General features: G+C 43.3%; 19 protein-coding genes and 1 riboswitch. Of the genes, 7 read left to right on the plus strand and 12 right to left on the minus strand.

Annotated elements, in window-relative coordinates; translation table 11 throughout:
• The 4 genes from FTU72_RS00415 to rpoD all read right to left on the minus strand — a co-directional run bounded on the left by FTU72_RS00415 (window position 1) and on the right by rpoD (window position 3,713).
• Window positions 1-534 (minus strand): hypothetical protein, encoded by a 534-nt coding sequence (locus tag FTU72_RS00415; protein WP_159123447.1) that lies wholly within the window; start codon window positions 532-534, stop codon window positions 1-3.
• A gap of 74 nt (window positions 535-608) precedes the next feature.
• The gene (gene lipB, locus FTU72_RS00420) at window positions 609-1,268 is read right to left on the minus strand and encodes a lipoyl(octanoyl) transferase LipB (RefSeq protein WP_180052307.1); all 660 of its coding nucleotides are present in this window, start codon (window positions 1,266-1,268) and stop codon (window positions 609-611) included.
• Between the two features lie 163 nt (window positions 1,269-1,431).
• Window positions 1,432-1,719 (minus strand): YbeD family protein, encoded by a 288-nt coding sequence (locus tag FTU72_RS00425; protein WP_004784874.1) that lies wholly within the window; start codon window positions 1,717-1,719, stop codon window positions 1,432-1,434.
• Window positions 1,720-1,826: 107 nt separating this feature from the next.
• The gene (gene rpoD / locus FTU72_RS00430; protein WP_180002122.1) at window positions 1,827-3,713 is read right to left on the minus strand and encodes an RNA polymerase sigma factor RpoD; all 1,887 of its coding nucleotides are present in this window, start codon (window positions 3,711-3,713) and stop codon (window positions 1,827-1,829) included.
• A gap of 373 nt (window positions 3,714-4,086) precedes the next feature.
• Between rpoD and FTU72_RS00435 the strand changes: the two genes are divergently transcribed.
• The gene (locus tag FTU72_RS00435) at window positions 4,087-4,293 is read left to right on the plus strand and encodes a PA3496 family putative envelope integrity protein (RefSeq protein WP_004784869.1); all 207 of its coding nucleotides are present in this window, start codon (window positions 4,087-4,089) and stop codon (window positions 4,291-4,293) included.
• Window positions 4,294-4,364: 71 nt separating this feature from the next.
• Window positions 4,365-4,889, plus strand: coding sequence for a YecA family protein (locus FTU72_RS00440; RefSeq protein WP_004784868.1), 525 nt, complete (start codon window positions 4,365-4,367; stop codon window positions 4,887-4,889).
• A gap of 87 nt (window positions 4,890-4,976) precedes the next feature.
• Here FTU72_RS00440 and FTU72_RS00445 read toward each other — a convergent pair whose 3' ends face one another.
• The 4 genes from FTU72_RS00445 to FTU72_RS00460 all read right to left on the minus strand — a co-directional run bounded on the left by FTU72_RS00445 (window position 4,977) and on the right by FTU72_RS00460 (window position 7,558).
• Window positions 4,977-5,405, minus strand: a complete 429-nt coding sequence (locus FTU72_RS00445; protein ID WP_159123450.1) for an ABZJ_00895 family protein — start codon at window positions 5,403-5,405, stop codon at window positions 4,977-4,979.
• 29 nt (window positions 5,406-5,434) lie between these two features.
• Window positions 5,435-6,052, minus strand: a complete 618-nt coding sequence (locus tag FTU72_RS00450) for a DedA family protein (RefSeq protein WP_180052306.1) — start codon at window positions 6,050-6,052, stop codon at window positions 5,435-5,437.
• 88 nt (window positions 6,053-6,140) lie between these two features.
• The gene (locus FTU72_RS00455; protein WP_159123452.1) at window positions 6,141-6,419 is read right to left on the minus strand and encodes an FUSC family protein; all 279 of its coding nucleotides are present in this window, start codon (window positions 6,417-6,419) and stop codon (window positions 6,141-6,143) included.
• Between the two features lie 206 nt (window positions 6,420-6,625).
• On the minus strand, window positions 6,626-7,558 hold the full coding sequence (locus tag FTU72_RS00460) for a rhodanese-related sulfurtransferase (protein WP_004784858.1): 933 nt from the start codon (window positions 7,556-7,558) through the stop codon (window positions 6,626-6,628).
• A 56-nt stretch (window positions 7,559-7,614) separates the two neighbouring features.
• On the opposite strand from FTU72_RS00460, the gene FTU72_RS16305 reads away from it, so the two are divergent.
• Genes FTU72_RS16305 through FTU72_RS00470 form a run of 3 tightly spaced genes read left to right on the plus strand, consistent with a single transcriptional unit; the run spans window position 7,615 to window position 8,889 of the window.
• Entirely contained in the window at window positions 7,615-7,743 is a 129-nt protein-coding gene (locus FTU72_RS16305) for a hypothetical protein (protein WP_257218376.1), read from the plus strand.
• A gap of 3 nt (window positions 7,744-7,746) precedes the next feature.
• A complete protein-coding gene (locus tag FTU72_RS00465) occupies window positions 7,747-8,232 on the plus strand; it encodes a DUF1289 domain-containing protein (RefSeq protein ID WP_179992824.1) in 486 nt (161 codons plus the stop codon).
• A 45-nt stretch (window positions 8,233-8,277) separates the two neighbouring features.
• Window positions 8,278-8,889 carry a LysE family translocator gene (locus tag FTU72_RS00470; protein ID WP_166137851.1) on the plus strand — a complete coding sequence of 204 codons (612 nt, stop codon included), beginning with the start codon at window positions 8,278-8,280 and terminating at the stop codon, window positions 8,887-8,889.
• Between the two features lie 58 nt (window positions 8,890-8,947).
• Here the strand turns inward: FTU72_RS00470 and ribB are convergent, their stop codons facing one another.
• Window positions 8,948-9,607: a 3,4-dihydroxy-2-butanone-4-phosphate synthase gene (gene ribB / locus FTU72_RS00475; protein WP_180052305.1), complete on the minus strand. Its 660-nt coding sequence runs from the start codon at window positions 9,605-9,607 to the stop codon at window positions 8,948-8,950.
• A gap of 106 nt (window positions 9,608-9,713) precedes the next feature.
• Window positions 9,714-9,870: riboswitch (FMN riboswitch) on the minus strand.
• 171 nt (window positions 9,871-10,041) lie between these two features.
• Here ribB and FTU72_RS00480 point away from each other — a divergent pair.
• A complete protein-coding gene (locus tag FTU72_RS00480; protein WP_180052304.1) occupies window positions 10,042-11,847 on the plus strand; it encodes a DUF2157 domain-containing protein in 1,806 nt (601 codons plus the stop codon).
• A complete protein-coding gene (locus FTU72_RS00485; protein WP_159123458.1) occupies window positions 11,844-12,407 on the plus strand; it encodes a GDYXXLXY domain-containing protein in 564 nt (187 codons plus the stop codon). Before FTU72_RS00480 ends, FTU72_RS00485 begins: the two co-directional genes overlap by 4 nt.
• 67 nt (window positions 12,408-12,474) lie before the next feature.
• Here FTU72_RS00485 and panD read toward each other — a convergent pair whose 3' ends face one another.
• The 3 genes from panD to rplY all read right to left on the minus strand — a co-directional run bounded on the left by panD (window position 12,475) and on the right by rplY (window position 13,896).
• On the minus strand, window positions 12,475-12,855 hold the full coding sequence (gene panD / locus FTU72_RS00490; RefSeq protein WP_004784844.1) for an aspartate 1-decarboxylase: 381 nt from the start codon (window positions 12,853-12,855) through the stop codon (window positions 12,475-12,477).
• A gap of 143 nt (window positions 12,856-12,998) precedes the next feature.
• Complete coding sequence (gene pth / locus FTU72_RS00495; RefSeq protein WP_180052303.1) at window positions 12,999-13,580, minus strand: aminoacyl-tRNA hydrolase; 582 nt, start codon at window positions 13,578-13,580, stop codon at window positions 12,999-13,001.
• Between the two features lie 19 nt (window positions 13,581-13,599).
• Complete coding sequence (gene rplY / locus FTU72_RS00500) at window positions 13,600-13,896, minus strand: 50S ribosomal protein L25 (RefSeq protein ID WP_004784841.1); 297 nt, start codon at window positions 13,894-13,896, stop codon at window positions 13,600-13,602.
• Between the last annotated feature and the right edge of the window lie 98 nt (window positions 13,897-13,994).

The following is a 13,994-nucleotide window of genomic DNA, read 5'->3' on the forward strand; positions in this document are numbered from 1 at the left end:
TTATACACTCCGTTTCAAATAAGATTGAGCGACTTTTAAGTAGATGCTGCTCGCTTCCATGATTTTATCTTTGAGTCCCAGATTATTCGGGTATTCTTTTACTGCCAGTTGCGCCACCATTTTCGGCAAGATCAGCGCTTCCATTTTGTTCAGGCAACGTACCAGACGGATCGCATAGGAAATATCACCATCGGCAATCATGCGGTCATTGGCAAAGGCCTGAGACGTGCTTTCCTGAAAGGAAAACACCAGAAAGGCATGATGCAGATGCTTAAAGGTAATGGTCAGGTCTGGCTTGATATTGCTTTCTTTGACCAGTTCCAGCTGATGTTGTTCCGTGACCCGGGCAACGAAGGCCGGGCCATGTGGAAAAACATTCATTGAAAGCCTAAAATTGGCGGGAAACTGGGCAACTTCCTGTTTGATTTCTGGGTCTACCTGACTTGCCATAACCAAGCCACGACCAATGATATCCATCATCAGTTTGACATAGGCAAGCTGCAAAGCGGGTTTTACGGATTTTGTCGCAATCACGTGATGATCCCTATCTTGATATTATTGGTTTAGAGTAATTACTCTAATTTATTTATTATTAAAATGCAAAGGCTTTATCTTTGCTCGACGTTCACCTGCTTAAAGTAACCGCTGCTGTTTAAAGTTTCAATAATTTCAACACACAAGTCATTAAACTTTGGCGGGTTGCTGACGAGGTCATTAATTCGCACCATTTCCAGGCCTGCATAGCCGCACGGGTTGATGGTATGGAAACCAGTCAGGTCGCAATCAATATTTAAAGATAAGCCATGATAGCTACGGCCTTTACGGATTTTAAAGCCGAGAGAACCAATTTTACGTTCATTCACATAGACGCCCGGAGCATCGGGTTTGGCATAGGCTTCAATCTCATGCTTTTTAAGTAGTTCAATCATCAGGTTTTCGGCATAAGACACCAATGTACGGACATTCCAGCCCAGACGGTTCAGGTCAAACATAAAGTATGCGACGAGCTGACCAGGACCATGCCAAGTGACTTGACCACCACGGTCGGTTTGAATGACAGGAATATCAGTTGGAATCAGGATATGTTCCGGTTTACCGGCCTGACCTTGGGTCAGTACATCATGGTGCTGCAAAATCCATAACTCATCAGGCGTATTTTCATCACGGTTTTCCGTGAAGCTTTTCATTTCCAGAAAACGGTCTTCGTAGGGAGTCAGGTTATTATATTGACGGATAATCAGGGAGGGTTTTTGAACCGCAGCTGTCACAGTGTGCGTCCTTAGAAAATTAAATCATACTGCAAATAATTATAATGATTTCAGCAATAGATAGGGGAGAGATTCGTAGTAATTGTTGGTGAGCTAGTCACACACATAAAAAACACGCCCGAAAGCGTGTTTTTTAATTTGCCAAGGTTGGAGCAGAATAATCTTAAAGTGCAGTCTTGATTAGTGGGCAAGCTGCAAGATCAGCATATACGGCATGCACCTGTTCCAGTTCAAGGAAGCGTAGCTGAGCAGTGATCGAATGATATTTACCAGTACGGGATGGAGTGATGCTTACGCTATCGCCATCAAAGTCAGGAAAATGTTTGGTGAAAATCTCAACGACCGCATTCAGCAGTTCTTCACCTGCAAGGCCAATGAGTTTGATTGGGTAATCCATTGGAAAAACCCAAAGATCTTCGCGGAGTTCACGAGATGGTGTACGGTCTAACATGTAGTCCCCCTATTCGAAACGCCTGCATAGCGCAGGCGTTTGGGTGTATTGCAATACAAAATGGAGACGAGAGATGAAATTTCAAGTCTCCAAAATTGTATCAAATCTTAATCATTTTCCAGGAATGAACGCAGGTGTTCAGAACGGGAAGGGTGACGAAGCTTACGCAGTGCTTTGGCTTCGATCTGACGGATACGTTCGCGGGTTACATCGAACTGTTTACCGACTTCTTCCAAAGTATGATCCGTTGGCATGTCGATACCGAAACGCATTTTCAGGACTTTCGCTTCACGTTCAGTCAGGTTTTCCAGGACTTCGCGAGTCGCTTCTTTCAGGCCTTCTGAAGTAGCAGCATCCACTGGTGAGGTGATGTTGCTGTCTTCAATGAAGTCACCCAAATGCGAATCTTCATCATCACCGATCGGTGTTTCCATCGAAATCGGTTCTTTAGCGATTTTCAGTACTTTACGAACCTTCACTTCGTCCATTTCCAGACGTTCGCCTAGTTCTTCCGGAGTCGGTTCACGACCCATTTCCTGAAGCAATTGACGAGATACACGGTTGATCTTGTTAATCGTTTCAATCATGTGTACTGGAATACGAATGGTACGTGCCTGATCCGCGATTGAACGGGTGATCGCCTGACGAATCCACCAGGTGGCATAAGTCGAGAACTTGTAACCACGACGGTATTCAAACTTGTCTACGGCTTTCATCAGACCGATGTTACCTTCCTGAATCAGATCCAGGAACTGCAAGCCACGGTTGGTGTATTTTTTCGCAATCGAAATTACCAGACGTAAGTTTGCTTCAACCATCTCTTTCTTGGCACGACGCGCTTTCGCTTCACCGACTGCCATACGTTTGGCAATGTCTTTGATGTCACGAACTTTAAGATCAAGGTCTTTTTCGATATCTGCGATTTTTTGCTGGAAGGCCAATACGTCAGGACGTACTTTTTCCAGATAAGCTTTCTGATCAGCAGGTGCTTTCGCAATTTGCTCATCTAACCAGGCTGGATTCGATTCCTGACCCGGGAAGGTTGTACGGAACTGGGTGCGGTCCATACGGCCACGACGGACGGCATAACGCATCACTTCACGTTCTGCACCACGGATCTGGTCATGTGTGCCACGAATCATTTCAGAAATGATATCGAACAGACGCGGCGTGAACTTGAACATCATGAACACAGTAGCAAGCGCTTGAAGTGCTTCTTCTGCTTCTTTGCTGTTACGGCCGTGTTTTTCCAGTACCGCTTTGGTATTTTTCCAGGCATCGGAAAGTTCGGCAAAACGAACTTTGGCAATTTCTGGATCTGGGCCTGAGTCACCTTCAGAATCGTCATCGCTATCAGACTCTTCATCTTCCTCGTCATCATCCAGTTTTACATCTTTGGTTGACTTGGTCGTTGCTTCTTCGTCTTCTTCGATTTCAGCGACTTCTTCTAGGACTTCTGGAATTTCTTCATCTGATTCAGGGTCTAAATAACCTGACAGAATGTCAGCAAGGCGGCGTTCGCCAGCTTCATAATCTTTGTATTCTTGTAGTACAACTTCTACAGCATTCGGCCAGTAAGCAATAGAGTGAAGAACGTCTCGGATACCTTCTTCAATGCGTTTTGCAATGCTAATTTCGCCTTCACGCGTTAAAAGTTCAACGGTACCCATTTCACGCATGTACATACGTACAGGGTCAGTCGTACGACCTGGTTCGTTTTCTACAGATGCAAGTACAGCCGCAGCTTCTTCTTCTGCAACTTCATCAGCAGCTTCTGCAGTATCCTCGAACATTGCATCATCAGATTCAGGCGCACGATCATGGACAGGAATACCCACATCATTCAGCATTTGAATGATGTCTTCAATCTGTTCGCTTTCTGTGATGGAGTCCGGGAGATGATCGTTAACCTCAGCGAAGGTTAAGTAACCTTGTTCTTTGCCTCGGCTAATCAGAGCCGCTACTTGAGAAGTAGGGGAAGTCATATCGCTCATCTTTGCTTACTCTTCGTTGAATCTGTGGCAGTGAAAAACCGTGCATGATAGCACAATTCACCTGAAATAGTTTTGGAATTGATCAGTCAAGCATGATTTTATAAATATGTTTGAATAACAATTGAATATCGATATTGGGTCTAAGTTTATCTTTTCAAGTGTATTTCCCAATCTAATTTTAAAAACGTCCCTCATCCATGGGATAAAAAGCGTTCACAATCTAACTAGCTAATAAATACACAATTATGCTGTAGAAAAACAAGAGCTAACTAGTATAAACATACAAAATATATAAATAAAACTTGACAAGTTTTTAAAGGCAAGATAAATAGCGCCTAGACCCATTTACATTTTTCACTACGAGGTAGTTTTAGTGTCTTCGACAGATTTTGAACTAGATGATAGCTACGGTGATGATGATGTTAATTTCGATGAGGCATCGAGTAAGCTAAGTGCGAAAGAGTCGTTGGAAAAACGTCGTCTGATTGATGATCTGCTCTCGCAACGCCGCCTGGAACGCGAACTCAAAGATTTTGATTATGACTTCGACGATGATGACGACTTTGACGACGAAGATTAACGAATTCAGATTTAGCATAGCCTGAATAAATGCTATGCTAATCCTTTCGGTTTTCTAAGTTTGGATGTTAAATGAGTGCTTTAGATTTAGACCTGTTGAGTGAATATCTGGATGGCGACCAAAATGAGTATGGTCTGGATTTTGCGGCAACTCATGGTTTCTTATGTGCTATCGCAGTAGGCCCGCAATTTGACAAATGGATGGATGAACTTTTTGAAGGCAACCAGAAAAAAGTGCCTGCAGAAATCATCAATCAGGTTAAAGCATGGTTAGAGTCAATCCGTCAAAGCTTGGCCAATGAAGAAGGGATCACTTTCCCATTTGAAATTGAAGAAGCAGATACCGAATCAAGTCTAGGTGACTGGAGCGTGGGCTTTGTAGATGCCATGTTCCTGAACGAAGAAGCCTGGTTTACAGAAGAATTTGAAGAACAGTTGGTCGATTTAACGCTGCCAATTATGGTATTCAGTGGCATCGATGAAGAAGATCCGCAAATGGAATCTTTCCGTCGCAATGGCCAGTTAATGGATGAGCTTGCAGAAGAGATTCCAGAAAACTTGAATGAATTATATCTGATGTACCACACACCAGAATAAGTCATGCGCCGCCATGAAAAAGCACCGTCAGGTGCTTTTTTTAGCTCAGGTGTTTTGTACAACGTTTGGACTAGTGGATGATTTAATCTAAGGTTTATGATCAGCACCGGTACGCTTGCTCAAGCTGTAACGCGCATAGCCATTGTAGGCGATATGGAACAGCAAGGCATGTAAAGCAATACTTGCAGCTACCAGAAACGAATTTGGCCCGCGTCCTGTATAGGCCATCCTTCTATAGATTTCCTCCGTCTGCGGATGCAGCCAGATGACTATAAACAAAAAGATAAATCCGAAGGTCATGGCAATAATCGTGGAACCCCAGACCAGTCTGCTTTTCTCTTCCTGGGTGGGTAGTCGGAGTTCTTTTTTTACAAAGTACCGGGCGCTGAGAAAGGCGGAGGCAATCAGGGCAGGAATCAGCAGAATGGCGCCCAGATTGAACACGTAGATGAGTATGCCGACTATTAAGACCAGAGTCAGATAAACGGTGGCAAAATATTTAAGATAGTGCGACATCGTTTTAGCCTCCTTATGCTGAGGTCTCTTCAGGATGGACGATTTTTACGTTGATGTCTACGGTATAAAACCCAGCCCATGATGATCACGACAATCGCAATAATCACATAACTGACCTGACTGAAGATTTTGTGCATCAATTCCTGATTTTCACCAAAATAAAAACCGACACAGGCCAGGAAAGTGGTCCAGATAACAGTACCTAGTCCACTATAGAACATGAATTTCCAGAAAGGCATATGGCTCATGCCAGCCGGGATACTGATGAGGGAACGTACTGCCGGAACCATCCGGCCAAAGAACACAATCCGGTGTCCATACTGCTCGAACCATTCCAGAGATTTTTTCACGTCTTCAGATTTGATAAACAGGAATTTTCCGTATTTGTCTACAAATCTGAAAATACTGTCGTGGTTGAATTTGTAGCCAATCCAATAGAGCAATGCCGCTGCTAACAACGAACCGATACTGCCTGCAATAATGACACCGACCAGCAGCAATTCTCCCTGAGAAGCGGAATAGCCGGCAGAAGGCATAATAATTTCAGAGGGGATCGGGGGAAAGACATTGTCAAGAAACATGAGCAAGGCAATGCCCCAGTAGCCCAGCTGTTCCATGACAGAAATAATCCATTCAGTCAGATTCATAAAATTGGCAAAATAAAAAATACTGCTTGTATCCTAAGCAGTATCTTTAAGAGGGTAAAGTTAAGTTATATAAATGGCCAAGTGCGGATTAACTATGGGTTAAGGTATAAATGTAAACTTTACGTAAGCTGTAAGCCAGGCAAACTGGCAGAGCACTGAGCAGTAAATAGTGTGCTGCTGTAGCCTCAATATGGTAGCCAATAAACAGGGCAAGAATGGCACCAATGATAGTTCCCAAGATCACAATAAACAGATGTGATTCTGCTTCTAGCTCATCTGTCAGTTGGGTAATACGTTCCAGTTTTGTATTTTCTTTAGGTTGGAATCTAACAATATTATCTGGATCCCGAGCAAGTGAATTGGCCATTTTGTTTTCCTTTTCATTTAAAAAATTAATTAATAATGAAAGACTTATGGTAACAAAGTAATGTGATATAAAGACTATCAAGCTTAGCTGTAAAAATATGCTGTTCTTGGTAAGGGATTGGTAAGTTTTTTATTGCAGATGTAATGCTTATGTAAACAAAAAGCCCTCCGAAGAGGGCTTAGATATTTTTAGTTACAAAACTGGAATTAGAGACGTTTACGTTTTGCAGCCAGAATTTGCGATTGACGCATACGGAAACCTTCTTTTTGTTTCTCGGTAGTTTTATCGATGCAGTACACACAAGATACGCCGTGTTCATAACTTGGCAGCGCTGCCTCTTCAGGTGTTAATGGCCAGCCACACGCATGACATTTGGTATTTTGACCTTCTTCCACACCATGTGTAACTGCAGTACGGCCATCAAATACGAAACATTCACCTTCCCAAAGACTTTCTTCAGCTGGAGTTTCTTCTAGGTATTTCAGAATACCGCCTTTCAGGTGATACACCTCTTTAAAGCCTTCCTGAAGCAATAAAGAAGTTGATTTTTCACAACGAATACCACCGGTACAGAACATGGCAATTTTCTTATCCTTGTGCTGTTCCAGGTTCTTTTTCACATATTCAGGGAATTCACGGAAAGTTTCAGTTTTTGGATCGATTGCGCCTTTGAAGGTACCGGCTTTGTATTCGTAATCATTACGGGTATCAACCAGAATCACATCATCACGTGCAATCAGCTCGTTCCATTCTTTAGGATCAAGATAATGGCCAACCAGATCACGTGGCTTAACCGGCACACCTAAAGTCACAATCTCTTTTTTCAGCTTGATCTTCATTTTACGGAATGGTTTGTCAGAGCTATGCGACTCTTTGTATTCCATTTCGTTGAAGCCTTCATCAAGCAGAAACTGATGTACTTTGTCGATGGCTTCACGGTTACCCGCAACAGTCCCGTTAATGCCTTCACCTGCCACAATTAGAGTACCGCAAAGGTTGATGGTTTTTACCAAGTCTAAAAGACGTTGTTGCAGACCCTCAGGATCTTGAACTTCTTTGAATTGATAAAGTGCGGCAACAACCCAACCAGTCGTCGCTTGCTGTTCTACAGGTGCAAGCTGTTCTACAGTAGCGTTCATGGAATACTCCAACGTAGCATGATAATTTGAAAGGCGCATATTTTAACGTGATTTGAATGAATAAGCGAGTAAAAGGCCGGGTTTTAACGGACTTCAAATCGATAGGGAGAGCGTGTATAGTCATGCCGACCCAGGATTTTGATGCAATGATGCAGATGCTGGAAGTTGCAGCACAGTTGGAGTAAGTTTTGAGTTCGGATCGTCGTATTGCATCTTTGACCCCTTGCGCAGGGCGTTGCTCAACCGTATTTGGTGATGCGGTCTGTCGTGGTTGCCGCCGTTTTAATCATGAAGTGATTCACTGGAATAGTTATAACGCAGATCAACATACTGCGGTCTGGCAGCGGCTGGATGCACAGCTAGATCAGATTTTGGTCCCGATGCTGCCGATGGCGAATCTGGCCAAAGTGGAAACATTTGTCCTGTCTAAACGGGTGCGTCTACGTGAAGATGCGACTAAAGGTCGTAAGCTTTACCATGCCTTAAAACTCTGTGAAAAGAATCGTCATTTTACTGATGAAAGCGGTTTAGGCATTCATTACAAACAGGTGCGCCCGCTTTGGGATGAATTCGAACGTCGGGTACTGGCACTCGCCAAAGCCAGTTATGACCTGGCTTTTTTACGGGCAGATGGGATCAGCCAGCATCTGATTCATATGCAGGAAGAGGACTAAGTCCTCTTTTTTATTTAGTAAAATCATGATAGCTGAGGAAATGGCATGAATATCAGTGAATATATTCTCTATTGTCTGGCCGTCGTTATCATGATTGCCACACCTGGGCCTGTGATGTTGCTGGTCGCTAGTGCTGGACTGAAAGGTGGCTATAAGCATGCTTTGCAGACCATTTTCGGGACGAATTTTGCTTCTCTGGTATTGATCACCTTATCTATTTTTAGCTTAAAAGGCTTATTGGTCATTAATGAAAACTGGCTGAATGGCATCAAGCTGCTTGGCTGTTTATATATTGCCTGGCTGGGAATCCAGATTTTCCGGGAAGTCTGGCAAGGGCAGGGTTCAACCAGTTCACAAGGCTTGCAGCCAGTACAGGGAGGATTTCGAACCGGTTTTCTGGTGGGGATCTCCAACCCCAAAGATATTATTTTCTTTGCTGCATTTTTCCCGCAGTTTATCGGCATTACTCCAAACTTAGATTCCAGCTTAGTGATTCTGACGATCAGCTGGATTGTGCTGGATTTTTTGACTCTGTCATTAGTTTATTTAGGCTTTCAACGCTTTGCTAAATCCAGGCTGTATCCTTATTTGCTTGGTTTGTGCGGTTTGATTTTATTGGTAGTCGCAGTCTATGGAATATTGTCTGTACTCATCTAAAAATATTTATATAAAATAAAAATCCCGGTCTTAAGTCGGGATTTTTTATCTTTACATCTTAGACATTGTGCTGCTGGCGGTAATGCACCAGTTCATCAATAGTGATCACGGTCAGCTGATGAGTCTGTGCATAAGACAATACCTGAATGCCAGAAGCCATGGTGCCATCTGGGTTGGTCAGTTCACACAGTACGCCAGCAGGTTTTAAACCCGCCAGACGAGCAAGGTCAATTGTACCTTCGGTATGACCACGACGGGTCAGCACACCGCCTTCACGGGCACGTAAAGGGAAGACATGCCCTGGGCGATTCAGGTCACTGGCGACAGCGCCGTCTTTAATGGCTGCTTTAATCGTGGTGGTACGGTCTTTGGCAGATACACCAGTCGTCACACCTTCCGCAGCTTCAATGGTGACAGTAAATGCAGTTTTAAACTGACTAGAGTTATCCTGCACCATAGGTGGCAGTTCTAAATGATTGGCCAGTTCATCAGTCAGACATAGGCACACAATACCGGAACCATCACGAATCATACGAGCCATGGTTTCTACAGTCAAAGTCTCTGCTGCAATGATGAGGTCGACTTCATTCTCGCGGTCAAAGTCATCCATCACCAGAACAGGTCTGCCTTGGCGGATGTCTTCAAGTGCTTGTTGGATGCGCTGTTCAGCGGGAGCTAAAGCGGAAAAGAAAATTTCGGGTTGAATCAAACTTGACATTGAAACGCTCACGTAAAGTAAAAGTACGATTGAACATTTCAGGACATAGTGAAAATAGGCTTATAGCAAAACAGTTTCATGCCAGGCATAAAACAGGGTGTACTGCTTTCGTCTTCTTTCATCCGGACTATACCGTCGGCTCTGGATTTGCACCAGATCTGCAGATCAATCGAAATTGACCGCTCGTGGGCTGATTTAGGAATAGAGATTTACTACCCTGAAATTACCACCGGTGGGGAATCTCACCCCGCCCTGAAGCGATGTAGGGCCATTATAGTCCTGATTTTTAAAAGATGGGATAGTTTGGCCAGTCACGAATTTGCAGAATTTCAGATAAGCAAAACAGATTATCTGAATTACTACAGTCCTTTAGCAAAAAACTGGAAACATGTTATGTTGCTATTAACAATAGAAATTGATCAATCATTCTGACAATGAAGAAAACCGAGCTGATCCATAATAATCCATTTTCTCCCTTGCTGTTTTGTGATGCAAAGGTTTTGCGTTATCTCAATATTTTGGGCGTTGCGCTGATTGCAGTCAGTTTGCTGTATTTAATGGCTGCGAACTGGTGGATGCTACCGAATCAGGTACAGTTAGCAATTCCAATGCTGGTTTTACTCTGTAGTGCAATAGCCAGCATTTACTTTAATCAGCGGGAATGGATCAGACAGAGTCTGGATACTGTATCTGGCCTGATGCTGGGCTTAAGTCTGGTGGTGATTGGGCAGATCTATCAGACTGGTGCGGATAGTTATCAGTTATTTCTGCTCTGGGCCGTATTGCTGTTGCCGTGGCTATATCGACTAAATATCGGGGTTTTTGCCATGCTTTGTGTGGTCAGTCAGCTGGCATTGTATTTTTACTTTAAGCAAAGTTTCTGGATGATACGGGCAGAAGGATTATATCTACTGACTTTGAATCTACTGACGGCCATCAGCTTTGCCTTTGCCATACGTTATTATTCGTTACTGCGATATCTGTTTATTGCATTCATTATCATGATTTCGATCAGCAGTATGATGCAGTTTACCCATCATTTTCAGCTGATCTATCTGGCTTCTTCAGTTGTTCTACCAGCAGGGGCTGCATTTTATTTTTATCGTAAGCATCAGGCACTAGAAACCATTTTACTGATTGCAGGCTTGGCTGCCAGTTTGAGCCTATGGCTGTTTGAACTGGTGGACGATCAGCTTACCAATTCAGCAGCGGGCTTATTTATCTTGGCAATGCTGATCTTTGGCTGGTTTGCGCTGATCAGTTTTGCCCTAAAGAAAATTTTTCCACAAACCAAATTCTCCGTCATTCCTTTGGCACTTGGTGCATGGATAGCTGGAATTATTCTGGCAGTCTTATTACTGACCTATTGGAAAGCAGTTTCAATTGTTTTAGGTCTCATTTTTATTGGCATCGCTTGGAAATTATTAAGTCAAAAGAATTCCATATTTTTACGTCAGTTTGCCTATTGTCTTTGGGTTTGCGGGCAAGCTGCAGTATTAATTCATACGGAATTGCTCACCGATAGTCTGTTTATAGTATGGTTGTTGCAATTAATGATGCTGGCTCTGACTGTGATCAAACGGATGCACTGGTTTATTCTGACCTTACAGCTGCTGATTACACATGCTTTAGCAATAGTCGTTCTCGCCTTAGAAAATTCCTTTAAACATGATGATATCGTAATCACGCTTGCCCTAAGCTTGAACTATGTCATTTTTATCGGGCTAATTCTAACCGCTAGATATTGGCAGTCCTCAATTTATCAGAAAAGTATTCTGCTCTGGATCATTGCTATGCTGACAGGTTCAGCCGTGGTTCAATCTGTGACTGGATTAGAGCACTGGCAGGGCATCGGGCAGATCAGCCTTGACCACGTTCTGCTGTTTTATGTTCTTCCGAGCTTATTGTTGCTTGGTTTTATCTGGCAAAACTGGCAGCAATTTTCTGAAAAATTGCTCTGGCTGATTCCTGTATTTGGCATCTTACTCATTCTGTTGGGCTATTTTGAGATTTTTATTATTATGCTGCTTATGGCGTGGGCAGTGGTCTATCAGCAACGACTTATACAGGCACTTACCATTTCATTGCTGATCTTCTGGCTATGGATGCTGTATTACAATCTGGGCTTAAGCTTCCTATTAAAAAGCATCAGTATCTTTGCTTCAGGGATACTGGTCTTGTTGCTGGCCTATATTTTAAAGGGGTCAAAACTACAACATGAGCAAGGAGAGGCAAGATGAAAAAGTTTCTTCCTTTGCATCTGGCTATTTTCAGTATTGCCTTATTTTGTGGATTGATTGCGCAACATGAATGGCATCTTCGAGATAGCCAAAGTATTTATGTGGAGCTGGCACCAGTAGATCCGCGATCAATTCTGCAAGGCGATTATATGGCGCTGAATTATGATCTGCATTTTAGTGCACTAGCAGCGGAGAATAGATCAGAACAATCAGAACCTAAAATCAGTATTCAAGATTTTGAAAACCAGTCCCGTGTACTAAGCTATGTACAGCTTGATGAGCAAAGAAGAGTTGTCAAAACCAGTTTTAATCGAAGTGCGCTGGATCAGCCACGCTCAGCGCGACTAATCCTGAAAAATCCACGGAATACCTTTGAAGGCTTATATCCGGCTGCCAACAGTTTTATGTTCGCTGAGGGACTTGAGCCTTGTTATCGTAATGCTAAATTCGCCGAATTAAAGCTAAAAGAAAATGGAGAAACTTTGTTGGCTGACCTGGTAGATCAAAATCTTAAGTCCTTAAACTGTGAGAACCGAAAAAGCTGGTGGCAGGGGCGTTAGTTTTATTTTAATCAGCCCATAAAAAAGCCCGCGAGAAGCGAGCTTTTGAGAATCTTGTTGAACCAGCTTAGGCAACCTGTACCGGAATGCAATTTGCAGTGTGATTCACAGTGTTATCCGGGTTGGCATAAACCAGACGTGGTTTATGAGCATTGGCTTCGGCTTCAGTGAAATCACCAAATGTTGCGATAATCACGATATCACCAACATCAGCCTGGTGCGCAGCACCACCATTCACAGAAATAATCCCTGAATTATCTTCACCACGAATGGCATAAGTAGTAAAACGCTTACCATTGGTCACGTTCCAAACATGAATTTCTTCGTATTCACGAATGCCAGCTAGATCCATCAAAACGCCATCAATTGCACATGAACCTTCATAGTGTAATTCTGCATGTGTAACAAAAGCGCGATGAATTTTGCATTTTAATAAACGAGATAGCATGGCTAGCGTCCCCTTAGTTGACCTAAGACTTTGATCTTATGGTTGAATCAATTTCTACGACACTGGATAAGTGGGTAGGCTTGCGCATTTTGCGCCTAAATGGCCAGCAAGGCAAGCGGAATTGTCCAGCAATTTATGAATGTTTAGTTCGGTTTATAAGCATTGATTTGATTCATTGCCTGTTGTACTTCACCGTTCACCAGCATTTTAGCGCGAGCAAGTGCATGGGCAATTGCATCGTCCATTAACTCTTGTTCATTGCTTGGTGCTTTACTCAGAACATGACCAGAAACACGGTCTTTAGAACCTGGGTGACCAATACCAATGCGTAGACGATGAAAGTTCGGACCGATATGCGGCACGATATCGCGTAAACCGTTATGTCCACCATGACCACCGCCAGTTTTCAGGCGAATAATGCCTGGATTCATATCCAGTTCATCATGGGCAATCAGGATTGATTCGGGTGCGATATTGTAGAATTTGGCGAAAGGAACAACACTTTTACCGGAAAGGTTCATGAATGTTGTAGGAAGAAGGAGACGAACGTCTTGACCTTCGATATTGCCACGACCGCTGAGTCCATTGAATTTAGGGTCTTTTTTAAGGCTAATGCCATATTGGTCTGCAAGGCGTTCTACAAACCAGAAGCCTGCATTATGGCGGGTTTGAGCATACTCAGAACCTGGGTTGCCCAAACCTACAATCAGTGAAATATTTGACACTAATCTACACCATTAACACTTATGCACGTTTGAAGTCAGCGTGCATTGGAGTGTTTTTAGCTGGGTGACGTTGTAACGCTTGGATTTTAACGCTTTCAACTTTACCGTTTACATCAATTTCGATCACTTCTTCGAAGAATGAGTTGCTTTCTAAGAATTTAACAAGCTGACGAAGTTCAAGAGAAACAGCTACAGGAGCAGCTTCGCCACCATAGATGATCGCTGGAACTTTAGCAGCATGACGAAGGCGGCGGCTCGAACCTTTCCCTTGTTGTGCTACTTCACGTGCTTCTGCGTTTAATACGAAGTTTGCCATGATAGACATCCTATTTAAGTTTTAAATGAACCGGACCTGCGACCGATCCGGTGATAGAAAGCCCCGCCAAATGGCAGGGCTTTGGAAATTCAGCGCAC

Origin of the sequence: Acinetobacter sp. YH12137 (genome assembly GCF_013418535.1) — a bacterium.
Lineage (GTDB): Bacteria > Pseudomonadota > Gammaproteobacteria > Pseudomonadales > Moraxellaceae > Acinetobacter.

What these genes read in the sequence shown, in the direction of transcription:
- FTU72_RS00425 (WP_004784874.1), bottom strand. Translation starts at nt 1,719, where the DNA reads ATGTTAGACCGTACACCATCTCGTGAACTCCGCGAAGATCTTTGGGTT.
- FTU72_RS00480 (WP_180052304.1), top strand. Translation starts at nt 10,042, where the DNA reads ATGAAGAAAACCGAGCTGATCCATAATAATCCATTTTCTCCCTTGCTG.
- FTU72_RS00450 (WP_180052306.1), bottom strand. Translation starts at nt 6,052, where the DNA reads ATGAATCTGACTGAATGGATTATTTCTGTCATGGAACAGCTGGGCTAC.
- FTU72_RS00445 (WP_159123450.1), bottom strand. Translation starts at nt 5,405, where the DNA reads ATGTCGCACTATCTTAAATATTTTGCCACCGTTTATCTGACTCTGGTC.
- FTU72_RS00460 (WP_004784858.1), bottom strand. Translation starts at nt 7,558, where the DNA reads ATGAACGCTACTGTAGAACAGCTTGCACCTGTAGAACAGCAAGCGACG.
- FTU72_RS00440 (WP_004784868.1), top strand. Translation starts at nt 4,365, where the DNA reads ATGAGTGCTTTAGATTTAGACCTGTTGAGTGAATATCTGGATGGCGAC.
- rpoD (WP_180002122.1), bottom strand. Translation starts at nt 3,713, where the DNA reads ATGAGCGATATGACTTCCCCTACTTCTCAAGTAGCGGCTCTGATTAGC.
- FTU72_RS00470 (WP_166137851.1), top strand. Translation starts at nt 8,278, where the DNA reads ATGAATATCAGTGAATATATTCTCTATTGTCTGGCCGTCGTTATCATG.
- FTU72_RS16305 (WP_257218376.1), top strand. Translation starts at nt 7,615, where the DNA reads ATGAATAAGCGAGTAAAAGGCCGGGTTTTAACGGACTTCAAATCGATA.
- ribB (WP_180052305.1), bottom strand. Translation starts at nt 9,607, where the DNA reads ATGTCAAGTTTGATTCAACCCGAAATTTTCTTTTCCGCTTTAGCTCCC.
- FTU72_RS00455 (WP_159123452.1), bottom strand. Translation starts at nt 6,419, where the DNA reads ATGGCCAATTCACTTGCTCGGGATCCAGATAATATTGTTAGATTCCAA.
- panD (WP_004784844.1), bottom strand. Translation starts at nt 12,855, where the DNA reads ATGCTATCTCGTTTATTAAAATGCAAAATTCATCGCGCTTTTGTTACA.
- rplY (WP_004784841.1), bottom strand. Translation starts at nt 13,896, where the DNA reads ATGGCAAACTTCGTATTAAACGCAGAAGCACGTGAAGTAGCACAACAA.
- FTU72_RS00485 (WP_159123458.1), top strand. Translation starts at nt 11,844, where the DNA reads ATGAAAAAGTTTCTTCCTTTGCATCTGGCTATTTTCAGTATTGCCTTA.